We start from the raw sequence: 26,331 nt of genomic DNA on the forward strand, positions 1-26,331 counted from the left end.
GCATCGCAAGGCCCTTTTTTTGAGGGCAATCGTTTCAACTCTGCGGCTTCATCGCTTGAGACATCCCGAACATGAATAACAGCAACTCATGATCAGGCTTGGCCGCCACACTTGCCTTGGCAATGCGTGGCAACAGGCATTGCCCACCGCCATCTACCGCACTGAGCACTTGTGTGCGAGGTTGTTCCCACACCGCCAGGGCCAGGGCTGAAACGCCCAACGCCCCGACCAGGAACAAACCTCGTGCTATTTCTAGCTTCATCTGATTAAACCCTTGATAGCGCTGCCAAACGCCGTCTCGTAAAAGTAGCTGAGTTTTTTCCAGTCGGTATCATTCCACGACGAATGGCGGCGCAATTGCAGCATGTCATGGGAGGCGGCCCGATAAGCGGTCAAGCGTTGGCGACATTTTTCAAAGTCCAACAGGGCCACTTCTACAGTCGCCGCCTCGGGCTCGCCGGTGACCCGCACGAAGATGTGCTTGATATACAAGCAACCGTGCTGCCAGCGGCCTTTGTGCATGCGGGCCAGGGTGCCGGCCAATTCCTGCAGCAAGCGCTCGTGGACGGCCTCGCCATACTGCTCACGGCCGCCAGCGGCGTACCAGTTTTCGATCTCGTCGAAACCGTCCAGGGACGCAGTGACCAGCAGGGCCTTCCATTGGTGCTCCGGGTCGCGTCGCGCCTCGCAGAACACCAGCTCCGGCACGCGCACATCCAGCAAACGCAGGCCCTTGAGGGCATCACGTTCACGTAGCACGGTCGGGCGCCCAAAGGGGTGCAGCCAACTGCGGTAAATGTGGCCGGTCTGGCGCTTGCTATAGAGCAACCGCCCGTTGGGGCCTACCACACGCTGCACGCCGCTTTCGCCACCACGTCGGCGATTGGGTTCTTCAACCCACTCGCCTTGCTGACGCCAGAAAAAATCAAATCGTTCTTCGGGAGCTACATGACTGCCTGCTACGCACTCAACTGCCATCCTGTTACCTCTTGCGCAATACATATACTCGCCACATGGCGTAGAGCGGTATGAAGTCCAGGGATTCCTGAACACGGAAACCGGCCTGCTCGAATTCTGCCTCGACAGTAGCAGCCGGTAACACAAACCGGTTTTGGTAACCTTCCTGCTCACCTCGTTTGCGACGACGTACTTCGCTGCGCTTGCGCTTCCAGGCCTTGAAATTGCCGTCTACCCACAGCGAAATAATCACGCTGTCACGGGTAACCCGCTGAAACTCGCGCAATATTGTCAGCCTGTGCTCAGGTTCACCGATGTGGTGCATCAAGCGCATGCAGAAAATACTGTCGACGGAGTTATCTGGCAAATCGATATCAAAGGCAGATGTCTGCAAAGGGCGTACCCGTTTCACCACATCCGCCGGTTGGGCGGTGGTGGCGATCTTTAACATCGACGCCGAATTGTCAGCCCCGATAATTACACGATTGGGTTTTTCGGCCAGCAACGGCCAGAAGCGTCCAGCGCCACAAGGCAGATCCAGCACCAGGCCGGGTTCACCGGCCATGGCCAGCGCACCGCGCGCCAGTTGCTCGTCGCGTTTGTGGGACAACCGGCGAGCCAGATTGTCCTGATGTTTGAGCAAATATTGTTGCGCGTGTTGATCGTCGTACTTTTCGGAAAATTCCAACTTGATTGGGGAAGGCATCGCACGTCTCCAGTAACTGATGCCTACAACCTTATGCAGCGAACTGTGATCAACAGGTCAACTCATTGTGAAAATCTTGTCCTGTCCAACTGCATACATTTCAAGACTTTACAGAAACATTCAGTAGCATGGGGCCATCTTCGCTGAAAAGCGGGCAGTCTGCATTAGCAAAACGACAGACTGAACGGTCAGCTTTTGACCTGGCTCAATTCCACATGAAAACGACAGCCATTGGGCTCCATCGTCGTCAAGCTCACGCTCCAGCCCTGGCTCTCGCAGATCCGTTGCACCAGCGACAGGCCGAGCCCCAGCCCCTCGCCACGGTTCTCGCTGCCGCGTACAAACGGCTCGAACATCGCTTCGCGTTTTTCTTCGGGAATGCCGACACCGGTGTCCTCCACCACGAAGCCACTGGGCTCCAACGTGAGGCGGATAAACCCGTGCTCGGTGTAGTGCAGGGCGTTGCGCAGCAGGTTGCCCATCACCGCATGCAAGAAGGTGGTGTTGTAGCGGGTGTCCAGCGGGTTGCCTGGTCGGTAGATCAACTCCAGGCCTTTTTTCTCGATAGGCTCACGCCAGATGCCGAGCAGGTCTTCGGCGACCTGGCTGAGGTTGCCCTGGGGCGCAACGGCAGCATCATCGTGCTTGGCGCGTGCCAGCATCAGGAAGGTCTGCACCAGCTCGCGCATTTCTTCACAGGCACGGGCGATGCGCTCCACCTGGCGGCGGCCACGCTCATCAATGGCCGGGTTTTCCAGCAACAGTTCGCAGGAGCTGGCCAATACCATCAAGGGCGTGCGCAACTCGTGGCTCACGTCGCTGGTAAACAGTTGCTCGCGAGACAGCGCCTGGCGCAAGCGGCCCAGGGTGGCGTCGAACGCCACCGCCAGCTCGCCCACTTCATCGGCAGCATAATCCGGAGCCAGGGGCGGGGCCAGGCCCAGCAGTTGGTCACGGTGACGCACCTGACGAGCCAACCGCACCACCGGCGCCATCACCTTGCGGGCCAGCACCCAGCCGAGGAATACCGCCAGCGCCAGGCTGAGCACGAACCCCACCAGCACCACGGCAAACAGCACACGCTCACGTTCTTCGAAATCGCTCTGGTCTTGCAACAACACATAACGCCGGCCATCAATCACTTCGACCATGGCGTGGTACGACAGCGACTCGCGAAACACCTCGTGAAAACCCGGCTCCAGGTGGCGCAGATCCTTGGGCAGTTCGAAATCGCCGCGCCCGCCACTGAAGTAAAACAGCTGGTCCGGCTCCGGCCGGTGGCTCCAGTCTTCGACGCTGTCCATCAACAGCAGGCGTTGCAGGTCACCGCCCAGGCCCGCCGAGATCAACTTCTCTTCCACCAGGTGCACCGTCGCAACGATCCCCATGGCGAAGGCCCCCGCCACCAACGCACTCATCAAGGCAAAGGCGATGATGATCCGCTGGGCAAGGCTTTGCTTAAACTCCATCACGACCCTCGGCCAAGCGGTAACCCACGCCGTGCACCGTTTGCAGCAACGGCTTGGCGAATGGCTTATCGATCACCTGGCGCAATTGGTGAACGTGGCTGCGCAGGCTGTCGCTGTCCGGGCAATCATCGCCCCACAGCGCTTCTTCGAGTATTTCCCGGCGCAGTACGTGCGGGCTCTTCTGCATCAACACCGCAAGCAATTTCAGGCCAACGGGGTTGAGCTTGAGCAGGCGCCCTTCGCGGGTGACTTCCAATGTGTCGAGGTCGTAGTTCAGGTCACCCACCTGCAGGGCACGGCGTCCGCCACCCTGGGCACGACGCAGCACCGCCTCGATACGCGCGGCCAGTTCCGACAAGGCGAATGGCTTGAGCAAGTAATCATCGGCGCCAGACTTGAAGCCCTGCAGGCGGTCGTCCAACTGGTCACGGGCGGTGAGCATGATCACCGGCGTATCGCGGCGCGCGTCCTCGCGCAGGCGTTTGCAAAGGGTGTAGCCATCAATGCCGGGCAGCATGATATCGAGCACGATCAGGTCGTAATGCTCGGTGGCCGCCAGGTGCAGGCCCGACAAGCCGTCCTGCGCACAGTCCACTGTGTAGCCTTTAAGCCCCAGGTAATCGGCCAGGTTGGCGAGGATATCGCGGTTGTCTTCAACCAATAGAATTCGCATGGGCAGTGTCTCCGTACGCGGTAACAGCCGTGTTGGCTCGCGCAGCTTAAGGCCAAGCGGGGCTCAGGGATAGAGCTGAAAGACCCACCGATAACGGTATTCAACTGATTACAGGAGTAAACGAGTTTTTCACTATAGCTTCACAAACCCACCACAGCTTCAGGCAGAAGATCGCGCCCATCGATTTCAGGAACATAGATATGGGCCTTCTCAAAACAGCGCCAATGCGCTATCTGCTGTTGATAACCGGCGCCTGGTTATTAGTGTTCCTGCTCACTCGCAGCGTGCTGCTCGTGACTCATGTGAATGAAGTGGGCGGCAATTGGCTGCCGGTGTTTGGCGTGGGAATGCTCTACGACCTGGCCTTCCTTGCCTACGCAGCTTTACCGCTGGGCCTGTATTTACTGCTCTGCCCACCTGCACTCTGGCGCCGCCGAGGTCATCGCTGGTTCCTGCAGGCGCTGCTGACGGCCAGCCTGTTCGCCATGCTGTTTACTTCGGTGGCCGAATGGCTGTTCTGGGATGAGTTTGGCGTACGCTTCAACTTTATTGCCGTTGACTATCTGGTGTATTCCGATGAGGTGCTGAACAACCTGCTGGAATCCTATCCGATCGGCAAGTTGCTGAGCCTGTTGGCAATGCTGGCGATCCTCATGAGCCTGGCCCTGCGTAAACCTTTCAATGCCGCCATGGCAGCGCCGTTGCCGGCACTGCGTGGCCGGCTGCTTAATGGTCTGGGATTATTGGTGGTCGCCGGCCTCAGCCTGCAACTGATCAGCCAGGACAGCCCACGTGCCCAAGGCGGCAACGCCTACAAGAACGAATTGGCCAGCAACGGCCCTTACCAATTCTTCGCTGCGTTCCGCAATAACGAACTGGACTACACCCAGTTCTACAAAAGCCTGCCTACCGACGTGGTCGCCCGGCAATTGCGCGCCGAACTCAGCGAGCCGAATGCCCGCTTTATCGACCCGGACCCGCTGGATATTCGCCGCGCCATCACCAACCCGGGCACGCTGCGCAAGCCCAACATCGTGCTGGTCACCATCGAAAGCTTCAGTGCCAAGTACATGGGCAGCAACGGCGATCAACGCAACCTCACGCCCAACCTGGATGCATTGCGCAAACAAAGCCTGTACTTCAATAACTTCTATGCCACCGGTACACGAACCGACCGGGGCCTGGAAGCCATTACCCTGGCCATTCCACCAACGCCAGGTCGTTCGATCGTCAAGCGCATCGGCCGTGAAAGCGGGTTCGCCAGCCTTGGGCAACAACTCAAGGCCATCGGCTATGACAGCGTGTTTGTCTACGGCGGGCGCGGTTACTTCGACAATATGAACGCGTTTTTCAGCGGCAATGGCTATCGGGTCGTAGACCAGAGCAGCGTGCCTGAGTCAGACATCTCATTCAAAAATGCCTGGGGCATGGCCGACGAGGACCTGTTCAAACAGACCCTGACACTGGCCGACGCCGACTACGCCAAGCAGCAGCCGTTCTTGCTGCAGCTGATGACCACCTCTAACCACCGCCCCTACACCTACCCGGACGGGCGTATCGATATCAAGTCAGGCAAGGGCCGCGACGGTGCGGTGAAATACACCGACTACGCCATCGGCCAATTCCTCGAGGCCGCACGCCAGAAACCGTGGTTCGATAACACGATCTTCGTGTTCGTCGCCGACCACACCGCCGGCAGCGCAGGCAAGGAAGACCTGCCGATCACCAACTACCAGATTCCTTTGTTTGTCTATGCGCCCAAGCTGATCGACCCACGGGAATCCGCCCAACTGGCCAGCCAGATCGACCTTGCACCGACCTTGCTGGGTCTGATCAACCTGAGTTACGAATCGACCTTCTTTGGCCGCAACCTGTTGCAAGACAACCCGCTGCCACCGCGAGTGGTGATCGGCAATTACCAGCATTTGGGCTTGTTTGACGGCAAGGACCTGGCGATCCTCAGCCCACGCCAAGGGCTGCGTCGCCACGACCAAGCCCTTGGGGAGAGCCAGGAGTTGCGCGTGGGCAGCGATGATCCATTGGTCCAACGGGCGATTACCTACTACCAAGCCGCCAGTTACGACTTCAAACAACAACTGCTGAGTTGGAGGGTGCCCAAGGACGCGGCCCCGACGCTGAGCACACGCTGAACAGAGCGTCTCGTACAGGTCAGTACGGGACGGTTTACATTAAGGTCTGCCATGCGCTCTCACCCCGCTGCACCGGCTTCCAAGCCCCTTGATTTCTGGCTGTGCCTGGGTATTCCCATCGCCGCTGCGCTGGTATTGCTGATGCTGGAGCTGACTTCGCTGGACATGGATCTTGCCAAGCAGTTCTACAACGCAGCCGATGGAGGCTTCATCGGTCGCTACAGCTTCTTCCTCGAAGACATCCTGCATGACCGTGCCAAGGAGTTGGTGATCCTGTTTTCGGTCCTGGCGATCCTTGGGTTTGTCGGCACCTTTATCTTGCAGCGCCTCAAGCCTTACCGCCGCGAACTGGGGTGCCTGGTGCTTTCCCTGGGGCTGGCGACAGCCTTCGTATCGCCGCTGAAAACCATCACCGCCGTGCAGTGCCCCTGGAGTCTCAAGGAATTTGGCGGCCAGGAAACCTATAGCGAACTGCTAAGCCCTCGCCCGCCTACCGACAAGCCAGGTCGCTGCTGGCCCGGTGGGCATGCGGCAACCGGGTTTGCCTTGTTCGCCTGGTTCTTTGCCCTGAGGGATCGCAAGCCGAAGATGGCGCGCAACGCGTTCATCGTTGCAGTCGGTTTGGGCAGTGTCTTTTCGGTGAGCCGCATGCTTCAAGGGGCGCACTTCTTTTCCCACAATGTGTGGACAGCAATTTTTTGCTGGCTGATTTGCCTGGCCATGTATTGCCTGCTGCTGTACCGGCCATCAAGGCAAACAACATCCATCGCTACCCACCCCCTATAAAAAAACCCCGCCTGCATCACTGCAGGCGGGGTTTTTCAGTGCCGGGTAAGGCTGGCTTACATCATGCCGCCCATGCCACCCATGCCGCCCATGTCTGGCATGCCGCCGCCAGCTGCGCCTTCAGCCTTCGGCTTTTCAGCGATGGCAGCTTCGGTGGTCAGGATCAGGCCACCGATGGAGGCTGCCGCTTGCAGCGCCGAACGAGTCACCTTGGTAGGGTCCAGGATGCCCATTTCGATCATGTCGCCGTAGATGCCAGTCGCAGCGTTGTAACCGTAGTTACCCTTGCCGTTCTTGACTTCGTTGACCACAACGCTTGGCTCGTCACCGGAGTTGGCAGCGATCTGGCGCAGCGGTGCTTCAACGGCACGACGCAGTACCGCGATACCGACGTTCTGGTCAGCGTTGTCGCCGGTCAGGTTAGTCAAGGCTTCCAGAGCACGGATCAGCGCAACGCCGCCGCCAGGTACCACGCCTTCTTCAACGGCTGCACGGGTTGCGTGCAGGGCGTCTTCAACGCGGGCTTTCTTTTCTTTCATTTCGACTTCGGAACCAGCGCCAACCTTGATCACTGCAACGCCGCCGGACAGCTTGGCCAGACGCTCTTGCAGTTTTTCACGGTCGTAGTCCGAGGAGGTTTCAGCAACCTGTGCGCGGATCTGGGCGATACGGGACTCGATGTCGCCTTCAACGCCAGCACCGTCAACGATGATGGTGTTTTCCTTGGAGATGGTTACGCGCTTGGCGCTACCCAGGTTTTCCAGGGTGGCGCTTTCCAGGCTCAGGCCGATCTCTTCGGAGATAACGGTACCGCCGGTCAATACAGCGATGTCCTGCAGCATGGCCTTGCGACGATCGCCGAAGCCTGGAGCCTTGACGGCCGCGACTTTAACGATGCCACGCATGTTGTTCACGACCAGGGTCGCCAGGGCTTCGCCTTCAACGTCTTCGGAAACGATCAGCAGTGGGCGGCCGGCTTTGGCAACGGCTTCCAGCACTGGCAGCATTTCGCGGATGTTGGAGATCTTCTTGTCGACCAGCAGGATCAGCGGGTTGTCCAGTTCGGCAACCATGGTCTCAGGCTTGTTGACGAAGTACGGGGACAGGTAGCCGCGGTCGAACTGCATGCCTTCTACAACCGACAGTTCGTTTTCCAGGCCCGAGCCTTCTTCAACGGTGATCACGCCTTCTTTACCGACTTTTTCCATCGCTTGGGCAATGATGTCGCCGATGGAGCTGTCGGAGTTGGCGGAGATGGTGCCTACCTGAGCGATGGCCTTGGTGTCGGCGCATGGCTTGGACAGGTTCTTCAGCTCAGCGACGACGGCGATGGTCGCCTTGTCGATGCCGCGCTTGAGGTCCATCGGGTTCATGCCGGCAGCGACGGCCTTGTAGCCTTCGTTGACGATCGCCTGGGCCAGGACGGTAGCGGTGGTGGTGCCGTCGCCTGCGTCATCGTTGGCACGGGAGGCAACGTCTTTGACCAGCTGCGCACCCATGTTTTCGAAACGGTCTTCCAGTTCGATCTCTTTGGCTACGGAAACGCCGTCCTTGGTGATGGTCGGAGCGCCGAAGCTCTTCTCGATGATCACGTTACGACCTTTCGGGCCGAGGGTCGCTTTTACTGCGTCAGCCAGGACGTTGACACCGGTGAGCATTTTCTTGCGGGCGGAATCGCCGAATTTAACTTCTTTAGCAGCCATGATCGATATTCCTTAAATACTTTGTAGTAACGGGAAAATGAACGGGGAATCAGTCTTCCAGAACGGCGAGAATCTCGCTCTCGCTCATGACCAGCAGGTCTTCGCCGTCGATTTTCACAGTGTTGCTGCCGGAGTAAGGGCCGAAAACAACCTTGTCACCCACTTTCACGGCCAGCGCACGTACTTCACCGTTTTCCAGAGCCTTGCCTGGACCCGCAGCAAGAATCACACCGTGGTTGGCTTTTTCAGCAGCCGAACCTGGCAGGACGATGCCGCCAGCGGTTTTCTTTTCTTCTTCACTGCGACGGATGACGACGCGGTCATGCAGAGGACGAAGCTTCATTGTCGATCTCTCCTAATTGTGATTTTCATCGGCCGGTATCAATTCCGGCGGGTTAAATTCCGGCGGTGCCGGTCGCGACTCGCTGGGCGAATCGCGGAAGTCTGTCTAGTGTCACCACCAGAAACCTTGCGGTGACCGTTACATAAGGGCGGCTGTGGTTATTACAAGGGGGCAAGGATGAAATTTTTTGTGTCGGCGGCGGGGTGAATGCAACACGGCACCCGAGGGTGCCGTGCCAGTGAATCGGTTATTTGCTGTCGCGGTGTTCGAATTCGCCTTCGATCACATCGCCTTCGCGTCCCAGGGGCTGGCGCGGGGCCGGACCGCCACGCGGTTGCAGGTCGTCGGCGAAGGCGCGTTGGCGAATCGCGGCTTCTTCGGCGCGCTGGCGCATCTTGCCGGCCAGCAGCTTGCGCGTGAACGGCAGCAGCAGGACCAGGCCGACCACATCGCTGACAAAGCCCGGCAGGATCAACAAGCCACCTGCCAGCGCCATCATCAAGCCCTCCAGCATGGTCTGGGCGGGTAACTCGCCGCGGTTCAGGCTCTCACGGGCACGCAACGCCGTAGCCAGGCCGGCGACGCGCAGCACGAGGACGCCGAGCATCGAGCCGGCGATGATCAACAGCAATGCCGGGAAAAACCCGATCGCACCGCTGACTTGAACGAATACGAACAGCTCCAACACCGGGAACAGCAGAAAGAGCAATAAAAAAGGGCGCATCAAATGGTTCCTCAACGCAAGAATGCCTTGCCAGTCCACCTTAGATGACGTCGCCATTTCGTGAATTCAAGCATTGGCGGCGGTTATTTTCGGCCAGGCCTCGGCGTGAGCCAACGAAACCAAGGCTTCGCGCACTTGTGTCGGCGTGTTGCAAGGCGTTGCGAAGGGCAACCAATGCAGGGACTGGCCGATACGCAGGTGCATGCCTTCGCTGTCGATGCCAGCCAATTGCGCAGGCTCGGACGCGGGCAACCCGCTGAGCTCGACGTAATGGGCAATGGCCTTGGTGTGATCGCTGTTCATGTGCTCGATCATGCTGCGTTCGGCCTTGCCGGCAAACGGGTTGGCCAAGGTCAACTGATCGACCCAGTGAATCGCGCCAAACCCGCCGATATACCGGTGGCGCACCGGCTTGAGCATCCAGAAATCGAAATCGTGGGCCTTGTGGTAGTTGGCCGAATCGGGGAAATAGCGGTAATAACGCTCGGCAGCGGCTTCAATCGCTGCTTGGTCTTCAAGCTTTTCGGCTTCGGCCAGGTAGGTCAGGCGCCCCACGGCCTGCACATCATCGGCCCCGCGCTCACCTACCAGCAGCGAGCACTTGGGATCTTTTTGCAGGTTGTGGGTGTGCTGGGCGATGCGGCTGATCAGGATCAGCGGGCGGCCTTGTTCGTCAAGGCAATAGGGCACGACCGAGCCAAAGGGAAACCCGGGCATGGCCTTGGACAGTGTGGAGAGAGCCCCACGGTATTCCTTGAGCAACAGCTCTCGGGCGTTCTTGGCAACGTGCGCGCTCAACGTATGACTCCTCGGTGTTGCGCCGTCCATGGCATATGGGAATGGATCTCAACACAAGGTAATCAATATCCGCGCAGGTTGCCAGGGTGGCCGACGCAGGTTTTACCAGGCCACACCAAAGCCTGCGGTGTAGCGGGTCTTGCTCAAGCTGCTGTCGGAGTTGCCGCTGACCTCGTTGCGCTCAGCCTTCAAGTTCAGCGAAGCCCACTCGGTGACCTTGTAGCGCAGGCCCATCTCGGCATCCAGGGAATACTCGGCCGGTCCGGCCAGGGGCTTGCCCAATTCACCGTTGGTGAAGAATTCAACGGTCTTGCCCACCAGGTAGCGGTTGTAGTTCCACTTCATGGCCAGGGAATAGAAGTTGTCCTTGCCGCCGTCGGCATATTCATAATCGGTGCGGTTGACCAGCGAACCCAGGGAGAAGGCGCCCAGCTCATCGTCCCAGAACTGATAGCCCGGGCCGGTACCGACAACGCGCTGGCGAGCCAGGTCTTCGACCTTGTCGCGCTTGTAGGTCAAGCGGCCCTGCCAGAACCAGTGCTCGGTGATGAAGCGGTCCAGGCTGTATTCCAGCGCCCAGTTGTCGGTGGTGGTGACGTCATCCTGGAACTCGCGGTTGTATTCACCCTTGCCCGTATGACGCCACTGGCCGTGACGGGCCGAGGTCTTGAAGTCGACGTCGTAGTCGTTGGTGTCTTTGTCCGCACGCTTGTAGTCGAGCGCCAGGTCGACGTTGCCCTTCCACACCAGGTCTTCGATCACTGGCTTGGGCTTCATGATCTGTTGGATACTTGCCAGCTCCACGGTCTTGGGTGCCTCGCCATTGGCCAGCACCACCTTCCCATCATCCGAGGCGTGCAAGGACTTGGCCTTTTCACCGCTGTAGGCGTCCTGCTTGACCAGCAGCTCCTGGTCGCTTTCCAGGGTCTTGACCTGCTTCCAGTCCACCGGGATAGAGCCTGCGTAGGTTGTCTGGATCAGCAATTTGCCGCCGTCGAAGACTTTGATCTTGCCGGTCAGGCGGTCACCGTTTTTCAACCACACGGTATCGGCGAGCAAGGGCGTGGAAGCACTGAAAACAGCAAGGCACAACAGGGTTCTGGACAACATAAGCAGATACGGGGCTCAGGGGTGGCGAAAATAAGGGGCGTTATAGTGTTACATGGCTAGAACTGACTCAAGGATTTATATTGAGTTCAATTCTCATCGCCATGTTTACAGACGTTTCTGACAAAACAACGACGATCTCAACGGATATCCCCACATAGTGAATCTACCTGCCGATACGCCGCAGAACCCCGCCGACATGCGTCGTACCGCCTTGTACCTGACACTGGCGCAAGTGCCGGAAGGCTGCGTGGTGAGCTACGGCGAGCTGGCCCAACTGGCCGGCCTGGGCCGCGCCGCCCGCTGGGTCGGGCGCACCCTGAGCCAGTTGCCCGAGGACACGCGATTGCCCTGGCATCGGGTGTTGGGTGCCGGCGGTCGGATAAGCCTGCCGGTGGGCAGTGCCTCGGGTGACGAACAACGTGCGCGTTTGCGTAGCGAAGGCATCACTATCCTGAACAATCGCGTTGATATTCAGCGTCATGGCTGGCGCCCGGTAGAGCACAGCGGTTAGAGTGCGCGCTTTGTTTCCGCAAATCTGAGGCAGACTCCAGCCCATGCCCCGTAAAACCTGGCGCGCCGCGCTCGCCGCCTATGCCAGCCCCTCGACGTTAGTGCTGTTGTTGCTCGGTTTCGCCGCCGGCATGCCTTACATGTTGGTGTTCTCGACGCTTTCCGTGTGGCTGCGTGAAGCCGGTGTGGCTCGCGAGACCATCGGCTATGCGAGCCTGATCGGTCTGGCCTACGCCTTCAAATGGGTCTGGTCGCCGCTGCTCGACCAATGGCGCCTGCCGTTACTCGGAAAACTGGGGCGTCGTCGTTCCTGGCTGGTGCTGGCCCAGTCGCTGGTGATCCTCGGATTGATCGGCATGGGCTTCTGCGATCCGCAAAAACACTTGTCCTGGTTGATCGCCATTGCGGTGGTAGTCGCGTTCGCGTCGGCCACCCAAGACATTGCCGTCGATGCCTATCGCCTGGAAATTGCCGACGACAGCCGCCAGGCCGCCCTAGCCGCAAGCTATATGTCCGGTTATCGCATCGCCGCCCTGCTGGCCACGGCCGGCGCACTGTTCTTTGCCGAAGGCTTCGGCTCCACCGGCTTCAACTATAAACACTCGGCCTGGACCGGCACCTATGTGCTGTTCGGCGTGCTGATGGTTCCGGCGCTGCTGACCACGCTGTTGATGCGTGAGCCCGATGTGCCCCTACGCACCCAGTTGCAGGCCGGGCGCTACAGCTTCGTGCACCAACTGGTGTCGGTGTTCGTGTTGATCGTGCTGCTGGTGTCGGTGCCCGCGATGTTCACCCAGCTGTACAACACTGACTTCGCCAGCGTGCTGTTCCAGGGTGTGAGCCTATGGGAATTGCTGATGGAAGACCGCGCATTCCTGCGCGCCATCCTCTATATCACGCTCACTTCGCTGTGCCTTTCGGCCATGGGTCGCCGGGGCCTGGCGCCGGTGCTGACGCCGGTCAACGACTTTATCCTGCGTTATCGCTGGCAGGCACTGTTGCTGCTCGGGCTGATTGCCACCTATCGCATGTCCGACACGGTGATGGGCGTGATGGCCAACGTGTTCTACATCGACCAGGGCTTTACCAAGGACCAGATCGCCGGGGTGAGCAAGATCTTCGGCCTGATCATGACCCTGGTCGGCGCCGGCATGGGCGGCCTGTTGATTGTGCGGTTCGGTATCCTGCCGATCCTGTTCATCGGCGGCGTGGCCTCGGCCGGCACCAACCTGTTGTTCGTGATGCTCGCCGACATGGGCCCCGACCTGCAGATGCTGATCGTCACCATTTCCCTGGATAACTTCAGCTCGGGCCTTGCCACGTCGGCGTTTGTCGCCTACCTGTCGAGCCTGACCAACCTCAAGTTCTCCGCCACCCAGTACGCGTTGCTCAGCTCGATCATGCTGTTGCTGCCACGCCTGATCGGTGGGTATTCGGGGGTGATGGTGGAGAAGTTCGGTTACCACAACTTCTTCATGATCACCTGCCTGCTGGGCCTGCCGACGCTGTTCCTGATTGCGTTGCACTGGTTCCAGGAAAACCGGCGTGCACAGCTGAATCCGCCGCAGGAAGATTGAAATGTGGGAGGGGGCTTGCCCTCGATGGGAGTGTGTCTGTCAGTACATCTGACACTGACACACCGCCATCGAGGGCAAGCCCCCTCCCACATTGGATCTCCCACAGTCAGTCAGCCCCCGCAACGTCACGCCTGTACTCCAGCAGCAAGCGCCCGTACAATCCCAAGTCATTTCAAGTCCAAGCAACCGACAACGGCCTACCATGCGTACCAGTCAATATTTGCTCGCCACACAGAAAGAAACGCCTTCCGACGCGGTAGTGATCAGCCACCAGCTGATGCTGCGCGCCGGTATGATCCGCAAACTGGCCTCCGGCCTGTACACCTGGTTGCCCATGGGCTTGAAGGTGATGCGCAAGGTCGAAGCCATCGTTCGTGAAGAAATGAACGCCGCCGGCTCTCTGGAAGTGTTGATGCCGAGCACCCAACCGGCTGAGTTATGGCAGGAATCCGGGCGCTGGGAAGAGTACGGCCCTGAGTTGCTGCGCTTCAAGGACCGTCATGGCCGCGATTTCTGCGCCGGCCCGACCCATGAAGAGGTCATCACCGATCTGATGCGCAACGAGTTGAGCAGCTATAAGCAGTTGCCACTGAACCTGTATCAGATCCAGACCAAGTTCCGTGATGAAATCCGCCCACGCTTCGGCCTGATGCGTGGCCGCGAGTTCATCATGAAGGATGCTTATTCCTTCCACGCCGACCTCGCGTCGCTGCAGGTCACCTACGATCGCATGCACCAGGCCTATTGCAACGTGTTCACGCGCCTGGGCCTGAAATTCCGCCCGGTTGAAGCGGACAATGGCTCCATCGGCGGTGCCGGCTCCCACGAATTCCACGTGCTGGCCGAATCCGGCGAAGACGATATCGTGTTCAGCAACGGTTCCGACTACGCGGCCAACATCGAGAAAGCCGAAGCCGTGCCACGGGAAACTTCCCGCCCCGCACCGGCCGAGGAACTGCGCCTGGTCGATACCCCTGACACCAAGACCATCGCGGCACTGGTGGAAAAATTCAATCTGCCGATTGAAAAGACCATCAAGACCTTGATCGTGCACGCCGAAGAAGAAGGCAAGCTGATCGCCCTGGTCATCCGTGGCGACCATGAGCTCAACGAAATCAAGGCGGCCAACCAACCTGGCGTGGCCAGCCCACTGGTCATGGCCTCCGACGCCGAACTGCGTGACGCCATCGGCGCTGGCGCCGGCTCCCTGGGCCCGCTGAACCTGCCCCTGCCGATCATCATCGACCGTTCGGTGGAGCTGATGAGCGACTTCGGCATCGGCGCGAACATCGACGACAAGCACTACTTTGGCGTGAACTGGGAGCGCGACCTGCCGGTTCCGACCGTGGCCGACCTGCGTAACGTTGTCGCCGGCGACCCAAGCCCGGATGGCAAGGGCACCCTGGAAATCAAGCGCGGCATCGAAGTCGGGCATATCTTCCAGCTGGGCAACAAGTACAGCAAGGCGATGAAGTGCGAAGTGCTGGGCGAGAACGGCAAGCCGATCACCCTGGAAATGGGTTGCTACGGCATCGGCGTTTCTCGTGTGGTAGCCGCTGCCATCGAACAGAATAACGACGAAAAAGGCATTATCTGGAGTGACGCCCTGGCACCGTTCCAGGTGGCTCTGGTGCCACTGCGCTACGAAACCGAGCAGGTACGCGAAGCCACCGACAAACTGTATGCCGAACTGACGGCCGCCGGTTTTGAAGTGCTGCTGGATGACCGGGACAAGAAGACCAGCCCGGGTATCAAGTTTGCCGACATGGAACTGATTGGCATCCCGCACCGGATCGTGGTCAGTGACCGCGGCCTGGCCGATGGCAACCTGGAATACAAGAGCCGGACCGAAGCCGAAGCCCAACCGTTGCCGGTGGCTGACGTGCTGTCTTTCCTCCAGGCGCGCATTCGTCGCTGAAACCAGACCAAGAGACGTCATGTTCAAGCCACACAGCAGAACCCTGGGGGGCGCCGCCTTGTGCGGCGCCCTGCTGGTCAGCGGCTGCGCCAATCAGATGTCGCAACGCAGTGAGCACGAGGAGCGGATCGAGCGCAAGTTGCTCGACCACAGCCTGCAGATCGATGTCGGCGAACCCAAAGTGTTGGAGCTGCCGCAACGCCGGGTTCGCATTCATGAGCAGAAGACCTTCGAGGTCACCGAATTCGAAGTCACCCGTCGTTACGACCGCTACACGCCCTACCAGCCCTGGCGCAAACTCTACGAGATGCCGCTGGGCGCCGTGGCGTTGGTGGCCGGCGTGGGCGCCAACGTGGCGAATATCTTCGCCCTCGGCAACTTGCCCACGAGCGTGACCCGTGACTGGTTGAGCTACGGCGTGGACGGCATCAACCCGTTCATGAACGTGCAATCCCACGGCCGTGCGCAACAGAACCTGGCAGCTATCGATGAAGTCCAGCGTGACAAGCGCCTGGAGTACTCGAGCCTGCCCTGGAGCGAACGCCCGGTACAGGTCACCGCCGGCAAGCAGACCCATGAGCTGACCACCGACCGCAACGGCATACTACGCCTGAACCTGTTGGACAGCCCATTTGCCGAGCAAGACCTGAACCGCGTCACCACCTTGAAGATCAGCGTCGAAGACGGCCAGGATGACGTGCATACGGACTCGTCCCTGGCGGTCAGCAACAGCCTGCGCGGCAAATTGCTGGAAGCCCATGGGCTGATCTACGACGACCTGGAAGATGACGAAGTGAACCAGTGGGTACACCGGGTCAAGCGCCTGTCGGAACTGGGCCTGGAAGAAGAGGCCAGCGAACTGGAACAAAGCCTGATTGAACTGACCCGCAATGATCCGGAATTGCAGCAGGAATTCCTGCAGGCGTTGACCAAGGATGCGGGGCGGTTGGTGGCGGATCCTGGCGCACGCTGATCGCGCAATACCTGTGAAGATCAAACTGTGGGAGCTGGCTTGCCTGCGATAGCGGTGTATCAGTTAAAGCATTCTTGACTGACACTCCGCTATCGCAGGCAAGCCAGCTCCCACATTTGTTTCGGGTTTCTACCAGGAAAATTCGAGCTGTTCGTTACCGCCGCTCAGGTCCAGCAACCGCACCCCAATCCCCAGCAATCGCACCGGTTTCCCCCCACGGTTAAACGCCTGGGTCAGCAACTGTTGATAACTCTCCAGATCCCGCCCTGCCCCGGCCTGTTCCAGTGTCGTCTGGGTAAAGTCATGAAACTTCACTTTTACAAACGGCTTGCCCGCCCGGTAGCTGCTGTCTATGCGCGCCATCCGCCCGGCCAGGGTTTCCATCAGCTCAGGCAGTTTCGCCAGGCAGCTTGAGAGATCCGGCAAGTCCACGTCGTAGGTATTTTCCACACTGATGGATTGTCGACGGCTGTCGTTCTGCACCACGCGGTCATCAATCCCACGGGCCAGGCTCCACAGGCGCTCGCCAAAACTGCCGAATTCGCGCACCAGCGCCAGTTTGTTCCACTCGCGCAACTGCAGGCAGTCTTCGATACCCAGGCGTGCGAGCTTATCCGCCGTGACCTTGCCGACGCCGTGCAACTTGCTGACGCGCAACTGCGAAACAAAGTTTTCGACTTGGTCCGGGGTGATCACGAATAGGCCGTTAGGTTTTTTCCAGTCGCTGGCGATCTTGGCCAAAAACTTGTTCGGCGCCACACCGGCAGACACGGTGATATGCAGCTGGTTGGAAACGCGGCGGCGTATATCCTGGGCAATGCGCGTGGCACTGCCGCCAAAATGCGGGCTGTCGGAGACATCAAGGTAGGCTTCATCCAGCGACAACGGCTCGATCAAGTCGGTGTAGTCGCGAAAGATCGTCTGGATTTCCTTCGATGCTTCTTTATAGGCATCCATGCGCGGCTTGACGATGGTCAGGTCCGGGCACAGCTTCAAGGCGTGGCGCGACGACATGGCAGAACGAACCCCGTACGCCCGCGCCTCGTAGTTACAGGTAGCGATCACGCCCCGACGGTCCGCCGAGCCACCCACGGCCAAGGGCTTTTGCGCCAGGCTCGGGTCATCGCGCATCTCAATGGCGGCGTAGAAGCAATCACAATCGACGTGTATGATTTTGCGCTGCGTCATATAAACGGGGTGTGAACCAACGGGTGGGCAGTATCGCATTCACACCTGTATATAGCACCAGTAGTTTGATTCTTCCTTCCAAATGGTAGGAAGTTTCCCAGATGAATTTATTTTCTCAATCGAATTCAGCCTTCCGATAGAGCTGAAAGCCTCGGCCTGACTGGCCCCGAGCGGTTCAAGGCCGCACTTTGCTGAGCTAACCGATTGAAGCACAAGCGCTTTTCTTCGATTAACGGGTTGACACACTCGCGTTCCTCTGTAGAATGCCGACACACAGACGCGGGATGGAGCAGTCTGGTAGCTCGTCGGGCTCATAACCCGAAGGTCGTCGGTTCAAATCCGGCTCCCGCAACCAAACATCAAGAAAGGCTACTCGAAAGAGTGGCCTTTTTTGTGCGCGTCTGTTTTTCATCACCCCTCTTACCAAAAACGCGCCAACGCCTTGATTTCAGGATAATTCGCACTAATTGGCCCCATCGGTGCATTAACGGTTGACACCTTGCCGCTGGACTGTAGAATGCCGCCCACAGACGCGGGATGGAGCAGTCTGGTAGCTCGTCGGGCTCATAACCCGAAGGTCGTCGGTTCAAATCCGGCTCCCGCAACCAAACATCAAAAAAGGCTACTCGAAAGAGTGGCCTTTTTTGTATCCGGTGAAAAAGTTCTCCTGAAACAATGACATGGCATCTTTCATGAAACCGTACAGGGTTTGTAGAGTCCATCTCATTGCACGCTAGGCTCAATGCTCAAGCGCTTCCCTCTACGACCAATGGCCGCAGTCGCCCCACCCGGTGATCCGCGTTAATATTTGTAATTATTTTGTCCATAGGGATTGGTAACTTGGCTGGATACCCCCATCCTGTCGCGCACAATCCACGAGGTGATTGATGCGCGCCAACTCGTCTGAACCACAAGACACTGTCACAGCAGAACAACCGATCACGCCCACCCGCTTGCGCTGGCTGGATCTGTTGAGCAAGTACCGGCAGCCCATCGGCCTGGCGGTTACGCTGCTGTTGTTTGCTATCGCCCTGATCGCTTGCCGACACCTGCTGCTGGAACTGGATCTCTATGCCCTGCATGACTCGATCCTGGAGGTGCCCAAGCCAGCCCTGCTCGGCGCGTTTGCAGCGGCGGTCGCCGGCTTCGTCATCCTGCTCGGCTATGAATTCTCCGGTGCCCGTTATGCCGGGGTGAAGTTGCCCGCCAAGACCCTGGCCCTGGGTGGCTTCACCGCCTTTGCCATCGGCAACGCCATTGGTTTGTCGATGCTCTCGGGCGGCTCGGTGCGCTACCGTCTATATGCACGGCATGGCATCGGCGCGTCGGAAGTGGCGCACATGACCGTGTTCGCCAGCCTGGCCCTGGGCTGTGCCCTGCCGCCACTGGCCGCATTGGCCACCTTGAGCAACCTGCCGGCGGCCTCGACTTACCTGCACTTACCGCAAGGCCTGCTCGGCGGCATCGCCGGTGCCGTGCTGCTGCTGTCAGCCGCGTTGTGCATCGGTATCTATCGCCGCCGCCTGCCGGAACAGCCCTATCCCGACAACCTGCTGGTCAAGGCCGGACGCCGTACGCTGCGCCTGCCTGGCCGTCGCCTGACCTTCCTGCAGCTGATCATCACCGCATTGGACGTCGCCGCTGCCGCCACCGTCCTTTATATGTTGTTGCCGGAAGCACCGCCCTTCGGTCCGTTCCTGCTGGTGTACCTGCTGGCCCTGGCCGCCGGCGTGCTCAGCCATGTGCCGGGAGGCGTGGGTGTATTCGAAGCGATCCTGCTGGCGGCCTTCGCCGACAAACTCGGTGCCGCGCCCCTGGCTGCAGCCTTGCTGCTGTACCGGATGATCTATGTGGTCCTGCCGCTGTTGATCGCCTGTGTGTTCCTGCTGGTCAACGAGGCCCAGCGTCTATTCCAGACCCAGCAAAGCCTGCGGGTGGCCTCGGGGCTGGCGGCGCCAGTACTGGCCGTACTGGTTTTTTTGTCCGGCGTGGTCCTGCTGTTTTCCGGCGCCACGCCAGAAATCGACTCACGCCTGGAAAACATCGGCTTCCTGATTCCCCACCGCCTGATTGACGCTTCGCACTTTGGTGCCAGCCTGATCGGCGTGTTGTGCCTGCTGCTTGCCCAGGGCCTGCGTCGACGTTTGTCGGCAGCCTGGATGCTGACCATGGTGTTGCTGCTGGTGGGGGCCCTGCTCTCGCTGCTTAAAGGTTTCGACTGGGAAGAAGCCAGCCTGATGACCATGACAGCGGTGCTGCTGGCGATCTTCCGTCGCTCGTTCTACCGCGCCAGCCGCCTGACCGAATTGCCTTTTTCGCCGCTGTACCTGGTGGCCAGTGTCTGTGTACTCGGCGCTTCGATCTGGCTGCTGCTGTTCGCCTATCAGGACGTGCCCTACAGCCATCAACTGTGGTGGCAGTTCACCCTCGACGCCAACGCCCCACGTGGCTTGCGCTCATTGCTGGGTGCCGCGGTACTGCTGGTAATCGTGTCGCTGACCTGGCTACTGCGCACTGCACGCCCGGTCATCCACTTGCCGACGTCGGAAGAACTGGAGCGCGCCACCAAGATCCTGATGGCCTCCTCCCAGCCCGACGGCGGCCTGGCGCTGACTGGCGACAAGGCGCTGCTGTTCCACCCCAACGACGAAGCCTTCCTGATGTACGCTCGTCGCGGACGCAGCCTGGTGGCCCTGTACGACCCGATCGGCCCGACCCAACCGCGTGCCGAGATGATCTGGCAGTTCCGTGACCTGTGCGACATCCATCATGCCCGCCCGGTGTTCTATCAGGTCCGTGCCGAGAACCTGCCGTACTACATGGACATCGGCCTCACCGCGATCAAGTTGGGCGAAGAAGCCCGCGTCGACCTGAAACGCTTTGACCTGGAAGCCAAGGGCAAAGAGATGAAGGATTTGCGCTACACCTGGAACCGTGGCACCCGGGACGGCCTGTCCCTGGAAATCTTCGAACCCGGCCAGGCGCCGATGGATGAATTAAAAGTTATCTCCGATGCCTGGCTGACAGGTAAGAATGTGCGGGAAAAGGGCTTCTCCCTGGGCCGTTTCAGCGACGACTACCTCAAGCACTTCCGTATTGCGATCATTCGCTTCGAAGGGCGCCCGGTGGCCTTTGCCAACCTGCTCGAAACCTACAACCATGACCTGGCCAGCCTTGACCTGATGCGTGCCCACCCGGACGCGCCCAAGCTGACCATGGAGTTCATGATGGTGGGCCTGATTCAACATTATAAGAACCACGGCTACGCCCGCTTCAGCCTCGGCATGGTGCCGCTGTCGGGCCTGCAACCGCGGCGTGGCGCACCGTTGACCCAGCGCCTGGGCTCGATGGTGTTCCGTCGTGGCGAGCAACTGTATAACTTTCAAGGTCTGCGCCGCTTCAAAGACAAGTTCCAGCCTGACTGGGAACCCCGTTACATGGCCGTGCCCGCAGGACTTGATCCGCTGGTGGCACTGGCCGATACCGCCGCCCTGATCGCGGGCGGCTTGACTGGATTGGTGAAACGCTGATGATTCGACGCTCCTGGCGGTATGTATTGGCCTTTGTAGTGCTGCTCGCCCTGATCCTGGGTGGCGGCTATTGGTACTGGAACCGCCCTGCTCCGCAACCGACCCTGGAGCAATTGCCCCAGGCCGACGGCTCGGTGATGACCCGCGTGACCCCGGCCAGCACCGCGAAAGCTCGTGTAGCCGTGGCGGTGATGGCTGATGAAGCCCTGACCGACAGCCAGCTGATTGCCCTGAGCCAGGGTGGCGCGGCACAGATCATCCAGGTGGTGCTGCCCAAGGCTGACTGCACAGTGCAGGAACAAGCCCTGCAAGGCGCCCTGGCCCAGCTTAAGGGCCCGGCGACCCTGGTCAGCGGCATCGGCCCTGGCGCCGCACTCGCCTGGCGCTGGCTGGCCACCCAGAACGATGACAAGGCCAACGCCATCTCGGTGGGCTTCGCATTGACCCAGGAAGGCTGCAAGGACCCGCTGCCGAAAACCGCCGCCCATGGCAACTGGCTAGTGGCGTGGAACGATAATCCTGACGATGAAAGCGCCAGCTTCGTACGCGACACACCGCGTGCTACTACCAGCATCAGCGACTACGACATTCATTACCCGCAAATCCTGAACAACGAGCTGCGCAAGCAACTGGTAGGTTCGGACAACGGCGGCCTGGCCATTCCAGTGGTGGAAGTACCCGCTGGCCAAGCCAAGGACACCGTGACCCTGTTTCTCTCCGGTGACGGCGGCTGGCGCGACCTGGACCGCGACGTGGCCGGCGAGATGGCCAAGATCGGTTACCCGGTGGTCGGCATCGACACCCTGCGCTACTACTGGCAGCACAAGACCCCGGAACAAAGCGCCAAGGACCTCACTGAGCTGATGCAGCACTACCGGCAGAAATGGGGCACCAAACGCTTCGTGCTGACCGGTTATTCGTTCGGCGCCGATGTACTGCCAGCCATTTACAACCGTATGCCGGAAAACGAACAGCAACGGGTCGACGCAATCATCCTGCTGGCCTTCGCCCGCACCGGCAGCTTTGAAATCGAAGTGGAAGGTTGGCTGGGCAACGCCGGCAAAGAAGCCGCCACCGGCCCGGAAATGGCCAAGCTGCCACCTGAGAAGGTCGTGTGCATCTATGGTGCAGAGGAAGTCGACGAGAGTGGCTGCACCGACAAGACCGCAGTGGGCGAAGCCATGAAGCTGCCGGGCGGGCATCACTTCGATGAGAACTACCCGGCGCTGGCCAAGCGCTTGGTGGATATTATCGTCAAGCACCAGGCCAAAGCCGAGTAGCTCCAGGCTGCACACAGGACCCAATGTGGGAGGGGGCTTGCTCCCGATAGCAGGGTGTCAGTCAATGATGTATGACTGATCCACCGCTATCGGGAGCAAGCCCCCTCCCACATTTGTCTTGCATTGTCAGGAATATCTAACGTGGTTCGATGTGGGCAATCATCAGCTGTACAGTCTCATTGCCGCGAAACTCGTTCACATCCAGCTTATAAGCCAACTCTACCCACCGCACGGTCGGGTTCGGCCACACCTCGCGGTCCACGCCAAAGGCGATACCATCGAGCTTCACTGACCCGCATTCGCTCTTGAGCACCACCTTCAGGTGCCGCTCCCCCACTACCCGCTGCTCCACCAACTGGAACACACCGTGAAACAACGGCTCCGGAAAGTGTTGCCCCCAAGGACCGGCGTGACGCAGGGCGCGGGCCAGTTCCAGGTGAAACTCTTCCACAGCCAAAGTGCCGTCGGAGAGCAAGCGGCCGGTAAGGTCTTCTTCGCGCAGCTGCCGGCGCACTTCGGCATCAAAGGCTTGCGCAAACAGCGGGAAGTTCGCCTCGGGCAGGGTCAGCCCGGCGGCCATGGCGTGACCGCCGTACTTGCTGATCAGGTTGGGATGCTGGCTGGCGACAACCGCCAGCGCATCGCGGATATGAAAGCCTTGCACCGAACGCCCAGAACCCTTGAGCAGGCCGTCACCCGCGTCAGCAAAGGCAATGGTCGGGCGGAAGTAACGTTCTTTCATGCGCGACGCGAGGATGCCGATCACCCCCTGGTGCCACTCCGGGTCGAACAGGCACAAGCCGTACGGCATCGACTCCACCGGCAAGTCCTTGAGCTGGGCCAGAGCCTCGCGCTGCATGCCTTGTTCGATGGATTTGCGGTCCTGATTCATGCCGTCCAGTTGCGCGGCCATTTCCCGTGCGGCGGCAACGTCAGTAGTGAGCAGGCATTCGATGCCCAGGCTCATATCATCCAGGCGCCCGGCGGCGTTCAGACGCGGGCCGAGGATAAAACCCAGGTCGGTGGAGGTGATGCGGGCATGATCGCGCTTGGCTACTTCGAGGATCGCCTTGATCCCGGGTCGCGCCCGACCCGCACGGATACGCTCCAGGCCCTGATGGACGAGGATGCGGTTGTTGGCGTCCAGCGGCACCACGTCGGCGACACTGCCCAGGGCCACCAGGTCGAGCAGTTCACCGATGTTCGGCTGTGGGCTGTTGTCATACCAGCCCAAGCTGCGCAAACGCGCACGCAAGGCCATCAGCACGTAGAAAATCACCCCGACCCCGGCCAGGGCCTTGCTGGGAAACCCGCAGCCCGGCTGGTTCGGATTGACGATGGCGTCCGCCGCTGGCAGTTCATCGCCCGGCAAGTGGTGGTCGGTCACCAGCACCTTCAATCCCGCGGCCTTTGCCGCCGCCACGCCTTCGACGCTGGAGATACCGTTGTCCACGGTGATCAGCAACTGCGGCTCGCGTTGCAGCGCCACCGCGACAATCTCCGGAGTCAGGCCGTAGCCGTATTCGAAGCGGTTGGGCACCAGATAATCGACATGGGCCGCCCCGAGCAGACGCAGGCCCAGGGTGCCCACGGTGCTCGCCGTGGCGCCATCGGCGTCGAAGTCACCAACGATCAGGATGCGCTGGCGCTGCTCCAAGGCGGTCACCAACAAGTCCACCGCCGCGTCGATGCCTTTGAGCTGCTGGTAGGGAATCAACCGCGCCAGGCTCTTGTCCAGCTCGGCTTCCGATTGCACCCCGCGTGCGGCGTAGAGACGGGTCAACAGCGGTGGCAATTCACCGAGGAATGGCAGGACGGCGGGCAATGGGCGGGGATCGATACGCATGGGGTGACGGGTGCTTCTCTTCTAATACATCGGTTAAACACAGATATTGAACGCAACAAAGATCAAGTGTGGGAGCTGGCTTGCCTGCGATGGCATCCACTCGGTGTGTCTGATGTACCGAGTGGTATGCATCGCAGGCATGCCAGCTCCCACCTTTTCAACCACGCTCGCCAACCAACCATTGTAGTTGCACTTCATGCTGGCCACGGTCGTCGGTCACGAAGATTGTGCCTTCACTGATCATCACGTCCCACTTGATCACCCGCGGCATGTCCTTGGCCAGGGTCTCGAGCACTTCCTGGGGCACGGCGGCGATGTGCACGTTCTTCAGGTTGTTGGCCACCGGCACCACCTTGCCTTCCCACACACGCAGGCTGCCATAGGCCAGCAGGCTGGTGCGCTCGGTGCGGCGCGAGCACCAGGTCAGGCGGTCGGCATCCGGCTGGCCGACTTCGATCCAGTGCAAAACCCGATCATCCAGGCTTTTTTCCCACAGGGCCGGCTCGTCTACATCTGACAGGCCACGCCCGAACGCCAACTGCTCGTTGTACCAAAGGGCGTAGGCCAGCAGGCGCACGGTCATGCGCTCTTCGGTTTCCGAAGGGTGGCGGGCGATGGTCTGTTTGACGCTCTCATACACCGAGCGGTCGAGGTCGGTGAGGTTGAGTTCGAATTTGTAGGTCGTGGACGGCTGGGCCATGAACGGGCTTCTAGAGACAAGGAAAGGAGGCCAGTCTAACCGATGGCGAGGTCATTCAACGAATACTGCGCTGCATCCGGGCAGCTCGCCTATGTTAAAAAGCAAGATACCTCCGTCCCGCACTTGTAAGGATCCCCATGTCGCTGAATGCCAAACCCCTTGCCGGTCTGAAAGTCATAGAACTGGGCACATTGATCGCCGGCCCATTCGCGTCGCGGATCTGCGCTGAATTCGGTGCCGAGGTGATCAAGGTCGAATCGCCGGACGGCGGCGACCCGCTGCGCAAATGGCGCAAGCTGTATGAGGGCACCTCGTTGTGGTGGTTCGTGCAGGCGCGTAACAAGCAGTCGCTGACCCTCAACCTCAAGCACCCCGATGGCCTGGCGATCCTCAAGCAACTGCTGGCCGACGCCGACATCCTGATCGAAAACTTCCGCCCCGGCGTGCTGGAAAAGCTCGGCCTGAGCTGGGAAACCCTGCATGCATTGAACCCCAAGCTGGTGATGGTGCGCCTCTCGGGTTTCGGCCAGACCGGGCCGATGAAGGATCAGCCCGGGTTTGGTGCGGTGGGCGAGTCCATGGGGGGCTTGCGCTATATCACCGGCTTCGAGGACCGCCCGCCCGTGCGCACCGGGATCTCCATCGGCGACTCGATTGCCGCGTTGTGGGCCGTGATCGGTGCGTTGATGGCGCTGCGTCATCGCGAAGTCAACGGCGGCCTGGGCCAGGTGGTGGATGTGGCGTTGTATGAAGCCATCTTCGCCATGATGGAAAGCATGATCCCCGAGTTCGACGTATTCGGGTTTATTCGCGAACGCACCGGCAACATCATGCCCGGCATCACCCCCTCCTCGATCCACACCAGTGCGGACGGTAAGCATGTGCAGATCGGCGCCAACGGCGATGCGATTTTCAAACGCTTCATGGCCACCATCGGGCGTGACGACTTGGCGAATGACCCACAGTTGGCCAGCAATGACGGGCGAGACCTGCGCCGCGACGAGCTGTACGGCGTGATCGACCGCTGGGTCAATTCGCTGCCGCTGGACCAGGTGGTTGAGCAACTGAACAAGGCCGAGGTGCCCGCCAGCCGCATCTACAGCGCCGAAGACATGCTGGGCGACCCGCAATTCCTGGCCCGGGAAATGTTCCTCAAGGCGCAACTTCCAGGCGGCAAGGACTTCAAGATGCCGGGCATAGTGCCCAAGCTCTCGGATACACCGGGCAGCTGCGAATGGGTCGGGCCGCAATTGGGTGAACACAACAGCGTGGTGCTCAATGCCCTGGGCTACGACGCGGCGGCTATTACCCGCCTGCGTGAGAATGGTGCGATCTAAAAATCGCGGGCAAAAAGAAACCCCGAGCAGTGGGGAGACAACTCGGGGTTAAA

At 59.9% G+C, this 26,331-nt stretch carries 22 protein-coding genes and 2 tRNA genes; 11 read left to right on the forward strand and 13 right to left on the reverse strand.

The window, feature by feature from the left end:
- Positions 1–34: 34 nt before the first annotated feature.
- The 5 genes from BLU48_RS21700 to colR all read right to left on the reverse strand — a co-directional run bounded on the left by BLU48_RS21700 (position 35) and on the right by colR (position 3,805).
- A complete protein-coding gene (locus BLU48_RS21700; RefSeq protein ID WP_043051098.1) occupies positions 35–262 on the reverse strand; it encodes a hypothetical protein in 228 nt (75 codons plus the stop codon).
- Positions 259–978, reverse strand: a complete 720-nt coding sequence (locus BLU48_RS21705; protein WP_057013231.1) for a lipopolysaccharide kinase InaA family protein — start codon at positions 976–978, stop codon at positions 259–261. Before BLU48_RS21705 ends, BLU48_RS21700 begins: the two co-directional genes overlap by 4 nt.
- 4 nt (positions 979–982) lie before the next feature.
- Positions 983–1,663 carry a class I SAM-dependent methyltransferase gene (locus BLU48_RS21710; RefSeq protein ID WP_057013230.1) on the reverse strand — a complete coding sequence of 227 codons (681 nt, stop codon included), beginning with the start codon at positions 1,661–1,663 and terminating at the stop codon, positions 983–985.
- A gap of 188 nt (positions 1,664–1,851) precedes the next feature.
- Positions 1,852–3,132: a sensor histidine kinase gene (locus tag BLU48_RS21715; protein WP_057021652.1), complete on the reverse strand. Its 1,281-nt coding sequence runs from the start codon at positions 3,130–3,132 to the stop codon at positions 1,852–1,854.
- Positions 3,122–3,805, reverse strand: a complete 684-nt coding sequence (gene colR, locus BLU48_RS21720; protein WP_003208587.1) for a two-component system response regulator ColR — start codon at positions 3,803–3,805, stop codon at positions 3,122–3,124. The genes BLU48_RS21715 and colR overlap by 11 nt, the downstream gene beginning before the upstream one ends.
- Positions 3,806–4,005: 200 nt before the next feature.
- On the opposite strand from colR, the gene BLU48_RS21725 reads away from it, so the two are divergent.
- Positions 4,006–5,955 carry an LTA synthase family protein gene (locus BLU48_RS21725; protein WP_057021653.1) on the forward strand — a complete coding sequence of 650 codons (1,950 nt, stop codon included), beginning with the start codon at positions 4,006–4,008 and terminating at the stop codon, positions 5,953–5,955.
- A gap of 51 nt (positions 5,956–6,006) precedes the next feature.
- Positions 6,007–6,741, forward strand: a complete 735-nt coding sequence (locus BLU48_RS21730) for a phosphatase PAP2 family protein (protein WP_057021654.1) — start codon at positions 6,007–6,009, stop codon at positions 6,739–6,741.
- Between the two features lie 56 nt (positions 6,742–6,797).
- Here BLU48_RS21730 and groL read toward each other — a convergent pair whose 3' ends face one another.
- From groL to BLU48_RS21755, 5 genes are all read right to left on the reverse strand, one after another.
- Positions 6,798–8,444 carry a chaperonin GroEL gene (gene groL / locus BLU48_RS21735; RefSeq protein ID WP_057021655.1) on the reverse strand — a complete coding sequence of 549 codons (1,647 nt, stop codon included), beginning with the start codon at positions 8,442–8,444 and terminating at the stop codon, positions 6,798–6,800.
- Positions 8,445–8,493: 49 nt separating this feature from the next.
- Positions 8,494–8,787, reverse strand: coding sequence for a co-chaperone GroES (locus BLU48_RS21740; RefSeq protein WP_043051598.1), 294 nt, complete (start codon positions 8,785–8,787; stop codon positions 8,494–8,496).
- A gap of 247 nt (positions 8,788–9,034) precedes the next feature.
- On the reverse strand, positions 9,035–9,511 hold the full coding sequence (locus tag BLU48_RS21745; RefSeq protein WP_043051599.1) for an FxsA family protein: 477 nt from the start codon (positions 9,509–9,511) through the stop codon (positions 9,035–9,037).
- A 66-nt stretch (positions 9,512–9,577) separates the two neighbouring features.
- A complete protein-coding gene (locus BLU48_RS21750; protein WP_057021656.1) occupies positions 9,578–10,309 on the reverse strand; it encodes a HugZ family pyridoxamine 5'-phosphate oxidase in 732 nt (243 codons plus the stop codon).
- A gap of 102 nt (positions 10,310–10,411) precedes the next feature.
- The gene (locus tag BLU48_RS21755; RefSeq protein WP_056847589.1) at positions 10,412–11,419 is read right to left on the reverse strand and encodes a DUF481 domain-containing protein; all 1,008 of its coding nucleotides are present in this window, start codon (positions 11,417–11,419) and stop codon (positions 10,412–10,414) included.
- Between the two features lie 196 nt (positions 11,420–11,615).
- Between BLU48_RS21755 and BLU48_RS21760 the strand changes: the two genes are divergently transcribed.
- The 4 genes from BLU48_RS21760 (at position 11,616) to BLU48_RS21775 (ending at position 16,397) form a co-directional block, all read left to right on the forward strand.
- The gene (locus tag BLU48_RS21760; RefSeq protein WP_057021657.1) at positions 11,616–11,930 is read left to right on the forward strand and encodes an MGMT family protein; all 315 of its coding nucleotides are present in this window, start codon (positions 11,616–11,618) and stop codon (positions 11,928–11,930) included.
- Positions 11,931–11,973: 43 nt separating this feature from the next.
- Entirely contained in the window at positions 11,974–13,506 is a 1,533-nt protein-coding gene (locus tag BLU48_RS21765) for an AmpG family muropeptide MFS transporter (RefSeq protein ID WP_057021658.1), read from the forward strand.
- Between the two features lie 202 nt (positions 13,507–13,708).
- The gene (locus tag BLU48_RS21770) at positions 13,709–15,424 is read left to right on the forward strand and encodes a proline--tRNA ligase (protein ID WP_043051604.1); all 1,716 of its coding nucleotides are present in this window, start codon (positions 13,709–13,711) and stop codon (positions 15,422–15,424) included.
- A 19-nt stretch (positions 15,425–15,443) separates the two neighbouring features.
- A complete protein-coding gene (locus BLU48_RS21775; RefSeq protein WP_057021659.1) occupies positions 15,444–16,397 on the forward strand; it encodes a hypothetical protein in 954 nt (317 codons plus the stop codon).
- A 129-nt stretch (positions 16,398–16,526) separates the two neighbouring features.
- Here the strand turns inward: BLU48_RS21775 and dinB are convergent, their stop codons facing one another.
- Positions 16,527–17,585 (reverse strand): DNA polymerase IV, encoded by a 1,059-nt coding sequence (gene dinB, locus BLU48_RS21780; protein WP_057021660.1) that lies wholly within the window; start codon positions 17,583–17,585, stop codon positions 16,527–16,529.
- 278 nt (positions 17,586–17,863) lie between these two features.
- Between dinB and BLU48_RS21785 the strand changes: the two genes are divergently transcribed.
- From BLU48_RS21785 to BLU48_RS21800, 4 genes are all read left to right on the forward strand, one after another.
- A tRNA-Met gene (locus tag BLU48_RS21785) sits at positions 17,864–17,940 on the forward strand.
- A 176-nt stretch (positions 17,941–18,116) separates the two neighbouring features.
- Positions 18,117–18,193: transfer RNA gene (locus BLU48_RS21790), tRNA-Met, on the forward strand.
- A 279-nt stretch (positions 18,194–18,472) separates the two neighbouring features.
- On the forward strand, positions 18,473–21,115 hold the full coding sequence (gene mprF / locus BLU48_RS21795) for a bifunctional lysylphosphatidylglycerol flippase/synthetase MprF (protein WP_057021661.1): 2,643 nt from the start codon (positions 18,473–18,475) through the stop codon (positions 21,113–21,115).
- Positions 21,115–22,395, forward strand: coding sequence for a virulence factor family protein (locus tag BLU48_RS21800; RefSeq protein WP_057021662.1), 1,281 nt, complete (start codon positions 21,115–21,117; stop codon positions 22,393–22,395). Before mprF ends, BLU48_RS21800 begins: the two co-directional genes overlap by 1 nt.
- Before the next feature lie 136 nt (positions 22,396–22,531).
- Here the strand turns inward: BLU48_RS21800 and recJ are convergent, their stop codons facing one another.
- Positions 22,532–24,241 carry a single-stranded-DNA-specific exonuclease RecJ gene (gene recJ / locus BLU48_RS21805; RefSeq protein ID WP_057021663.1) on the reverse strand — a complete coding sequence of 570 codons (1,710 nt, stop codon included), beginning with the start codon at positions 24,239–24,241 and terminating at the stop codon, positions 22,532–22,534.
- A 157-nt stretch (positions 24,242–24,398) separates the two neighbouring features.
- The gene (locus BLU48_RS21810; RefSeq protein ID WP_003193952.1) at positions 24,399–24,941 is read right to left on the reverse strand and encodes a YaeQ family protein; all 543 of its coding nucleotides are present in this window, start codon (positions 24,939–24,941) and stop codon (positions 24,399–24,401) included.
- A 137-nt stretch (positions 24,942–25,078) separates the two neighbouring features.
- On the opposite strand from BLU48_RS21810, the gene BLU48_RS21815 reads away from it, so the two are divergent.
- Complete coding sequence (locus tag BLU48_RS21815) at positions 25,079–26,278, forward strand: CaiB/BaiF CoA transferase family protein (protein WP_043046867.1); 1,200 nt, start codon at positions 25,079–25,081, stop codon at positions 26,276–26,278.
- Positions 26,279–26,331: the final 53 nt, after the last annotated feature.

The sequence above is a fragment of the Pseudomonas synxantha genome (assembly GCF_900105675.1).
Lineage (GTDB): Bacteria > Pseudomonadota > Gammaproteobacteria > Pseudomonadales > Pseudomonadaceae > Aquipseudomonas > Aquipseudomonas synxantha.

Bases quoted from the DNA above. Each gene is read 5' to 3' on its own strand.
- BLU48_RS21705 (WP_057013231.1), bottom strand. From the start codon at position 978: ATGGCAGTTGAGTGCGTAGCAGGCAGTCATGTAGCTCCCGAAGAACGA.
- BLU48_RS21775 (WP_057021659.1), top strand. From the start codon at position 15,444: ATGTTCAAGCCACACAGCAGAACCCTGGGGGGCGCCGCCTTGTGCGGC.
- BLU48_RS21810 (WP_003193952.1), bottom strand. From the start codon at position 24,941: ATGGCCCAGCCGTCCACGACCTACAAATTCGAACTCAACCTCACCGAC.
- BLU48_RS21730 (WP_057021654.1), top strand. From the start codon at position 6,007: ATGCGCTCTCACCCCGCTGCACCGGCTTCCAAGCCCCTTGATTTCTGG.
- BLU48_RS21760 (WP_057021657.1), top strand. From the start codon at position 11,616: ATGCGTCGTACCGCCTTGTACCTGACACTGGCGCAAGTGCCGGAAGGC.
- BLU48_RS21770 (WP_043051604.1), top strand. From the start codon at position 13,709: ATGCGTACCAGTCAATATTTGCTCGCCACACAGAAAGAAACGCCTTCC.
- BLU48_RS21800 (WP_057021662.1), top strand. From the start codon at position 21,115: ATGATTCGACGCTCCTGGCGGTATGTATTGGCCTTTGTAGTGCTGCTC.
- BLU48_RS21740 (WP_043051598.1), bottom strand. From the start codon at position 8,787: ATGAAGCTTCGTCCTCTGCATGACCGCGTCGTCATCCGTCGCAGTGAA.
- BLU48_RS21755 (WP_056847589.1), bottom strand. From the start codon at position 11,419: ATGTTGTCCAGAACCCTGTTGTGCCTTGCTGTTTTCAGTGCTTCCACG.
- recJ (WP_057021663.1), bottom strand. From the start codon at position 24,241: ATGCGTATCGATCCCCGCCCATTGCCCGCCGTCCTGCCATTCCTCGGT.
- BLU48_RS21745 (WP_043051599.1), bottom strand. From the start codon at position 9,511: ATGCGCCCTTTTTTATTGCTCTTTCTGCTGTTCCCGGTGTTGGAGCTG.
- BLU48_RS21700 (WP_043051098.1), bottom strand. From the start codon at position 262: ATGAAGCTAGAAATAGCACGAGGTTTGTTCCTGGTCGGGGCGTTGGGC.
- colR (WP_003208587.1), bottom strand. From the start codon at position 3,805: ATGCGAATTCTATTGGTTGAAGACAACCGCGATATCCTCGCCAACCTG.
- BLU48_RS21710 (WP_057013230.1), bottom strand. From the start codon at position 1,663: ATGCCTTCCCCAATCAAGTTGGAATTTTCCGAAAAGTACGACGATCAA.
- BLU48_RS21765 (WP_057021658.1), top strand. From the start codon at position 11,974: ATGCCCCGTAAAACCTGGCGCGCCGCGCTCGCCGCCTATGCCAGCCCC.
- BLU48_RS21715 (WP_057021652.1), bottom strand. From the start codon at position 3,132: ATGGAGTTTAAGCAAAGCCTTGCCCAGCGGATCATCATCGCCTTTGCC.
- BLU48_RS21725 (WP_057021653.1), top strand. From the start codon at position 4,006: ATGGGCCTTCTCAAAACAGCGCCAATGCGCTATCTGCTGTTGATAACC.
- groL (WP_057021655.1), bottom strand. From the start codon at position 8,444: ATGGCTGCTAAAGAAGTTAAATTCGGCGATTCCGCCCGCAAGAAAATG.
- dinB (WP_057021660.1), bottom strand. From the start codon at position 17,585: ATGACGCAGCGCAAAATCATACACGTCGATTGTGATTGCTTCTACGCC.
- BLU48_RS21815 (WP_043046867.1), top strand. From the start codon at position 25,079: ATGTCGCTGAATGCCAAACCCCTTGCCGGTCTGAAAGTCATAGAACTG.
- mprF (WP_057021661.1), top strand. From the start codon at position 18,473: ATGCGCGCCAACTCGTCTGAACCACAAGACACTGTCACAGCAGAACAA.